The 6,967-nt window shown below is 67.0% G+C and carries 8 protein-coding genes; 4 read left to right on the top strand and 4 right to left on the bottom strand.

Going from position 1 to position 6,967, the window contains the following annotated elements:
* Nucleotides 1-757: TIM barrel protein (locus tag DBR22_RS12080; protein ID WP_258229167.1), on the top strand; the 757-nt coding region annotated here is incomplete at its 5' end.
* Nucleotides 754-1,794, top strand: coding sequence for a Gfo/Idh/MocA family oxidoreductase (locus DBR22_RS12085; RefSeq protein WP_108599214.1), 1,041 nt, complete (start codon nt 754-756; stop codon nt 1,792-1,794). The genes DBR22_RS12080 and DBR22_RS12085, both read left to right, overlap by 4 nt.
* A gap of 91 nt (nt 1,795-1,885) precedes the next feature.
* Here the strand turns inward: DBR22_RS12085 and iolB are convergent, their stop codons facing one another.
* Nucleotides 1,886-2,779 (bottom strand): 5-deoxy-glucuronate isomerase, encoded by an 894-nt coding sequence (gene iolB / locus DBR22_RS12090; RefSeq protein WP_108599215.1) that lies wholly within the window; start codon nt 2,777-2,779, stop codon nt 1,886-1,888.
* A 16-nt stretch (nt 2,780-2,795) separates the two neighbouring features.
* Nucleotides 2,796-3,536 carry a GntR family transcriptional regulator gene (locus DBR22_RS12095; protein ID WP_108599216.1) on the bottom strand — a complete coding sequence of 247 codons (741 nt, stop codon included), beginning with the start codon at nt 3,534-3,536 and terminating at the stop codon, nt 2,796-2,798.
* 252 nt (nt 3,537-3,788) lie between these two features.
* Between DBR22_RS12095 and DBR22_RS12100 the strand changes: the two genes are divergently transcribed.
* Together DBR22_RS12100 and DBR22_RS12105 are read left to right on the top strand one after the other, a co-directional pair.
* A complete protein-coding gene (locus DBR22_RS12100; RefSeq protein ID WP_108599217.1) occupies nt 3,789-4,259 on the top strand; it encodes an SRPBCC family protein in 471 nt (156 codons plus the stop codon).
* 6 nt (nt 4,260-4,265) lie between these two features.
* A complete protein-coding gene (locus tag DBR22_RS12105; RefSeq protein WP_108599218.1) occupies nt 4,266-5,402 on the top strand; it encodes an LOG family protein in 1,137 nt (378 codons plus the stop codon).
* A gap of 33 nt (nt 5,403-5,435) precedes the next feature.
* Here the strand turns inward: DBR22_RS12105 and DBR22_RS12110 are convergent, their stop codons facing one another.
* Together DBR22_RS12110 and DBR22_RS12115 are read right to left on the bottom strand one after the other, a co-directional pair.
* A complete protein-coding gene (locus DBR22_RS12110) occupies nt 5,436-6,287 on the bottom strand; it encodes a matrixin family metalloprotease (RefSeq protein ID WP_375134956.1) in 852 nt (283 codons plus the stop codon).
* Between the two features lie 119 nt (nt 6,288-6,406).
* Nucleotides 6,407-6,967: VIT1/CCC1 transporter family protein (locus tag DBR22_RS12115; protein ID WP_181365150.1), on the bottom strand; the 561-nt coding region annotated here is incomplete at its 5' end.

The raw sequence follows: 6,967 nt of genomic DNA on the forward strand, positions 1-6,967 counted from the left end.
CGAACTGTGGGACTCGACGAACAAGGACATCGGCGCGCTCAAGGCCACCGGCGCCGTCTTCTCCTCGATGACCGGCTACACCTCGGGCAGCCTGGTGGACCCGGACACAGCTGATGACGTGGTGAAGACCGCCGAAACCTTGATTCCCACAGCGTTGGAACTTGGCGTCAGCCGGATGGTGGTCCACTCCGCGGAGCTCATCGACGGGAAGGCGGCGCGTCCCGCCTACCGCTCCACAGGCAAAATGTGGATCACCGGCGCACGTACCCTGGAACGCCTTGGCGCGCTCGGTGAGAAGCACGGCCTGACGTTCTGCCTCGAAAACCTCAACACGGTGCTGGACCATCCGGGCATTCCGCTGGCCCGCGCCAAGGACACGCTGGCCCTCGTGGAAGCGGTGGCTCACCCCAACGTGAAACTCATGCTGGACCTGTACCACGCACAGCTGGGGGAGGGGAACCTGATCGAGCTCGTACGCGCGGCCCTGCCGCACGTTGGCGAGATCCAGGTGGCGGACGTTCCCGGCCGCTGCGAGCCCGGCACCGGCGAAATCAACTACGCGGCCGTGGCCCGGGCGCTCGCGGCCGCCGGTTATGAGGGAACCGTAGGCATGGAGGCCTGGGCCAGCGGCGACGACCTGGCGGCGCTGGAATCGTTCCGGCGTGCCTTCTCACCACAGGACCTTTCCGCGCCAGAGACCACCACCGGTGAGGCAGCCGGCCCCAACAGGACTTTTACAACGGAGGCAGCAGTATGAAGGACGTCATTCTCGGCTTGGTCGGCGTGGGCCGGATCGGCGTGATGCACGCCAACAACATCGCAGCGCTCAACACGGAATTCACGGGCCAGGGCATCAGCGTTAAACTGCGGCTGACCGACGTCGCCGAGGACCACGCCCGCACGGTAGCAGCGGGCCTCGGCGCGGAATTCCTGCCGTCGGTGGATGCCTTGATCGCCTCCGGCATCCAGGGGCTGGTCGTCGCAACCGGAACAGGCACCCATCCGGAACTGATCCGGGCGGGAGTGGACGCAGGGATTCCCGTTTTCTGCGAGAAGCCCGTGGCCATGAATGTGGCCGATTCCCTGCCCGTCCTGGAACACATCCGCGCCAAGGACGGCGTGGTCCAGATCGGCCACCAGCGCCGTTTTGACGCCGGGTACCTTGAAGCGAAGCGTGCCTACCAGGCCGGGGAGCTCGGCTGGATCCACTCGCTGCGGGCCGTCACCTGTGACATGACGCCGCCGCCGGTTGAATTCCTGGCCACCTCCGGCGGGCTGTTCCGCGACTGCTCGGTCCATGATTTCGACATCCTGCGCTGGCTGACCGGGCGCGAAATCGTGGAGGTCTACGCCAGGGGTTCCAACAACGGCGATCCCGCCATCGGCGGGGTGGGGGATGTGGACACGGCCCTGGCTGTGATGACTTTCGACGACGGCACGGTAGGCACAGTTTCCGCCAGCCGCTACAACGGGGCCGGGCATGACGTCCGCCTCGAAATCCAGGGTTCCAAGGGTTCCCTGATGGTCGGCCTGGACGAAAAGTCCGCCCTGAAATCAGCCGAGGAGGGGATCACCTTCCCCGCGGGCGAGTCACACACAACCTTCGCTGAACGATTCGATACGGCCTACCGCTCGGAAATGGCAGCCTTTGTGGAGCTGGTCCTCGGCCGGCGGGCGAACCCCTGCACGCCGGAGGACGCCGTGGCCGCTTCACGGGTAGCGGATGCCGCGCAGGAGTCGCTGGCGAGCGGGGCTCCGGTCAGGGTGGCGCTTGCCGTGGCGCCTGCCGCATAAAGCACAGCCAACCAGAACCGCCCGGTTCAACGCCAAGGCGCCCCTGACGGAATCACTTTCCGTGAGGGGCGCCTTTGGTTTGCCGGCCGCTCTAGGCGCCGAACGGCAGGCGGGGGTCCACGTCCTGGCCATCCCAGCTCTGCCGCACCCAGCCGTGGTGCGGATCGTCGCTGATGAGCCATTCGCGGACCGGCCCCGGGCCCGCCATAACGTTGAGGTAGTACATGTCATAGCCAGGGGCGGCCATGGCTGGGCCGTGCCAGCCGTACGGAACCAGCACAACATCGCCGGTGCGGACCTCCGCGGCGACATCAATGGGACGGTCATCCGACGCGTAGACGCGCTGGTACCCGATCGCATCGGCGTCGGCCGGAGCTCCGGAGCCGTCGGCCACCCGGGTCTCGAAGTAATAGATCTCTTCGAGCTGGGTCTCGCCGTCCTTTTCCTCATCGTGCTTGTGCGGGGGATAGGAGGACCAGTTGCCGGCGGGCGTGAGTACTTCACAGACGATAAACCGGTCAGCTTCCAGTGCTGCAGGCGTCCCGAAGTTGTGGACCTGGCGTGAGCAGTTCCCGGCGCCGCGGAGTTCCACGGGGGTTTCGGCGGCGGTGACCAGCCGCGTGGGGTAGGACGAGCTGGCGGGAGCGGTGGCGACCGCCACCCTGCCGCCGTCGGCCGAGCTGATGGTGACAGCCTTTCCCGTGCCTGTGTAGAGCACATCGCTGGGGCCGTGGAAAACCGAAGCCCGCCCGCCCAACCGGTGCTCGGCGCCGTCGACCGTTGCGGTGAACGAGCCACTGAGGGGAACGATGATGCGTTCCTCGCCGGCGGCAGGAAGGACGACGGCGGCGCCGGCGGCCAAGGTGGCCACCTTCAGGCCGGTGTGCGCCCAGCCGTCTACGGCCAGCGATGAATCAGAGGTTCCGAGCGAGATGTCCCAGCCGCCGTCGGCGGCGGTGCCCAGGGGATAGACCCAGTTGGCCATGGAGTTTTTCCTTGCGTTAGCGCTGTACGAGTGTCATTTCAAAGCTGTAGGAATCGGCGCGGTATACGTGGTTCCCTGTTTCCACGCGCCGTCCGGTGTCGTCGGTGGCGGTTCGCTCCATCGTGACCAGTGCTGAGTTCACCGGGGTATCCAGGAGGCCCGCCTGGTATTCATTGGCGATGACCGCGCCGATCCGCTGGGTGGCGAGGCGGAAGTTGACGCCGCCCCGGCGCAGCACGGCGTAAAGGCCCTCGGCCGCGAGGGTGGCTTCGTCGATGGCGACGATGTCGTCCCGGACCCAGTTCTCCATCAGTGCCAGCGGTTTTCCGCCGACCCTGCGCAGGCGGGTGAAGTGGTAGACCGTGGATCCGGCGGGGATCTGGAGGGCGGCCACAGTGGCTGCGTCTGCCTCCCCATGCGAGAAGCTCAGTACCTCGGTGGTGGGCTTTTTGCCGTTGTTGGTGAGATCGTCGAACAGGCTGGAAAGCTCCAGGGGCCGCCGGACCTGGCTGGAGACCACCTGCGTTCCGACGCCGCGCTTGCGCACCAGAAGCCCGGAGCGGACCAGCTCATCCATGGCCTTGCGCATGGTGGGCCGGGACAGGTTGAGCTGGGCGGCGAGGTCGATCTCGTTGTCCAGCCTGCTGCCAGGTTCGAGGACGCCGCTGTGGATGGCAGCCTCAATTCCCTGGACCACCTGGTGGTACAGGGGGACTGGGGAGGACCGGTCGATGATGAGGCCGAGTTGGTTCGTCACTGAATCTTTCCTCAGGTTCCGCGTGTTGCCCGGCCGCCACCTCTTGTGGAGGTGCTGGTCTGCATATGTTCGCTTGATAGGACATACTTCTTTATCGATGATATCAGCAGGCATGCGGCCGTCAAGGCATCCGCGGACCCGCGCCGAGGGGGAAGAGGAAACATGTCCGGACATGCGCACGCAACGCTCTGAGTTCAGCCATGGCGGCAGTGGCCGGCTGCCTCCCTGACCGGCTGCCTCTAGGCTGGGGGAATGACTAACCGATACCTCCTCTCCCGTGAGCGCTTCATCGCGGCCACCCCCGAAGCGATCTTTGACATCCTTGCCACGCCGGGGATGCACAGCGTCATCGATGGCTCGGGCACGGTCAAGGGCGCCCAGCCCCGCGGCCCGGAACGGTTGTCGGCCGGAGCGAAGTTCGGCATGGAGATGAACGTGAAGGTGGACTACAAGATCCTCAATACGGTCTGCGAATTCGAGGAAGGCCGGCGGATCGCGTGGCGCCACTTCTACGGCCACGTGTGGCGCTACCTCCTGGAACCAGCCACCGCGGCCGATGGAACCGCCGGGACCAAAGTCACTGAGCAGTGGGATGCGCGGGCTGTTCGCGGCAGGTTCTTCCTGCGGCTTGCCGGGTACCTGCGCCGCCATCCGGTCAGCATCGAGGAAACACTTGCCCGGTTGGATCACCACCTGACGGGCACCGCCGAAGTGGCCGGCTAAACAGCCATGGTGGACCTCACTGCCAGCCGCGGCCACAGCCCGCGCACCCTTGAAATCGAAAGCCTTGACAGCTTCGACCGGCTGGTGGGCGCCGGGGCGGTGGCCATGCACGGCTGGCATGCCCAGTCCTTGGACCTCCGGGGCCGGCAGGCCGCGCTGGACACCCTGGACGTGGAAGGCGCCATTTTCCTGGGCTGCACCTTCGATCCGGGGGTCGAGGACAGGATCCGCAGGCGGGGCGCCCTGATATTTCCACGCCTTGAAGGTGTTCCGTTCGATCCCTACCGTGCGCGGCTGTACGCACCGCAGGAGCTGTATGCCGGCCTGGAAAATTCACCGTACGAGGAACTCCCGGATGCGCTGGTGTATCAGTGGAGCATCCAGCCCGGGCAGCGCCACCAGCTGGAGTCCACACTGGCCTCGGCGTTACACGATCACGCGATCGGAGACGCCCTGGAGGAGTTCCTCCGCTCGGATGTTTTTGCTGGCCGGACCGTGGTGGGAGTGATGGGCGGCCACGCGGCGCAGCGCGGCAGCGAAGGATTCAGCCAGGCCGCGGCGTTGGGCAGGCTGCTTGCCCTCAGCGGGCGGGTTGTTGCAACCGGTGGCGGGCCGGGCGCCATGGAGGCCGCCAACCTGGGCGCCTACCTCAGCGGCTTCCCCGAAGCCGAGGTGGCGGCGGCGCTCGCGGGTCTGGGTTCCGTCCCCGGGTTCCGCCCCTCCGTGTCAGCGTGGGCACGGGCTGCTGCTGCCGTCGTCGAGCGTTTCCCGAACGGAACGCCGTCGCTGGGGATTCCCACCTGGTTTTATGGGCATGAGCCACCGAATTACTTCGCGACGCACATCGCCAAGTACTTCGCCAACGCCGTGCGGGAGGCGATCCTGCTGGAGGTTTGCGACGGCGGAATCATCTTCCTGCCGGGCGCGGCCGGTACCGTGCAGGAAATATTCCAGGACGCGTGCGAGAACTATTACAGCGCCCGCGAAGCCGTCACGCCCATGGTGCTGGTAGGGAAGCGGCACTGGGAGGAGGAGTACCCGGCGTGGCCCATCCTTCAGAAGCTGGCCGCCGGGCGTGCCATGGGAGACAGGATCTTCCTGGTGGACAGCGTGGAGGAGGCCCTCGCGGTCATGGGCGGGTAGGGCCCGCCCGCTCCTGACTGCGCCTCCGGAGAGCTACAGGTCCTTGCGGCACTGGGCTTTGCTGAGTTCGTACAGTCCGTTCAGATCGCCTGCCGCGAGTCCCTCGGGGCTGCCGATCTCGGGGTACATCAGCTGCCTCGGATCGTCCACGTGTTCCAGTCCCATCACGTGGCTGAGCTCGTGCAGGATCACTGCGGTGGCGTACAGCTTCCCGTCCGGCTGCCGCAGGTCCTCGGTGATCTGCAGGGCGTCCAGTTCAAGGCTGCCGGTGACGAAGGTCTTGGGGCCGTCGTCGAAGCTGTAATGGGTGCTCCCGCCGGTACCGATGACTTTGCCCTTGAGCTGCGGGGCAACCTCGGGGGTGGTCCAGGCGATGAGCAGGGGAGCCCACCGGTCACCGTAGGCATCAGGCTGGTACGGATCCCGCTGCGCGGACGGCTGCTCCGTGGTGGCAGCGTCATAGATGAACCGGATGCCGGTGGCCCGGGAAATGGTGTCTATGGCGTCCGGAACCAGCTGCTGCGCGCCGGCCGGGACCAGCTCGGCGTTCACCACGTAATGCAGCGGCCTGCAGGGGGAGTACCCCACCGGAGTACCGTCGCCGTTGACCGCTAGGAAACCGTAGGAGTCGCTCCCCATGACCGGCGCCTCGGGGGTGCCAAGCGGAGCTTCCGCTTCCTCCAGTCCGGGCGGCGGGGCTTCGGCGCTCCTGCCGGACCGCTCAGCGGTTCCGGGCTCCGGGGTCCCGGATTGTTCGGCGCCGGGTTGGGCAGCGCCCGGCTGCAGGCCGCCCGGACCGATCCGGACGTCCAGCAGGCCCAGGATGCGCGGATCGCCGTAGACGAATCCCGCCACCAGGAATGCCGAGGCACCGATGGCCGTCACCAGAAGGAAGTTCCGGACAATCCCGCCGCGCCTCCGCGGACTCCCGTCGGAGCGACGCCCGTCGGAGCGACGCCCGCCGGAGTGGCGCCCGTCGGAATGGCGCGGAGGTCTCTCGTCCACTAGCCCACCACGGTGCCGAAGGCCAGGCCCAGCAGGTACGTGACTCCGGCGGCTCCCAGGCCAATCGCCAGCTGGCGCAGCCCGCGCGTCAGCGGCGACGTGCCGGACAGCAGGCCCACGATTCCGCCGGTCACCAGCAACGCCAGGCCCACGAGTACGCCGGCAACCACGAGCGCGGCCACACCCGTCATGCCGAACAGGAAGGGCAGGATGGGCACAATGGCGCCGGAGGCGAAGAAGCAGAAGCTGGAGAGTGCTGCCCCCCAGGCGGTGCCCACCGCCTCATGCTGGTCGGCGGCCTCGGGCAGTTCGGGCTGCAGGGACAGGCTGGGGTCGCAGTCGCAGGCCAGCAGTCCCGTGCGTTCGGCCACGCGGTGTTCGGCAGCCTCACGGGACATGCCCCGGGCCAGGTACACCAGCAGCAGTTCGTTGTGTTCAAGATCGAGTTTGGGTGCGGCGGCCAGGGTGATCTGGGTGGGCATGGTGGCAGCGAGGAGTTCGCGCTGGGAACGCACCGACACAAATTCGCCGGCACCCATGGACATGGCGCCGGCCAGGAG

The sequence above is a fragment of the Arthrobacter sp. HMWF013 genome (genome assembly GCF_003061105.1).
Taxonomy (GTDB): domain Bacteria; phylum Actinomycetota; class Actinomycetes; order Actinomycetales; family Micrococcaceae; genus Arthrobacter.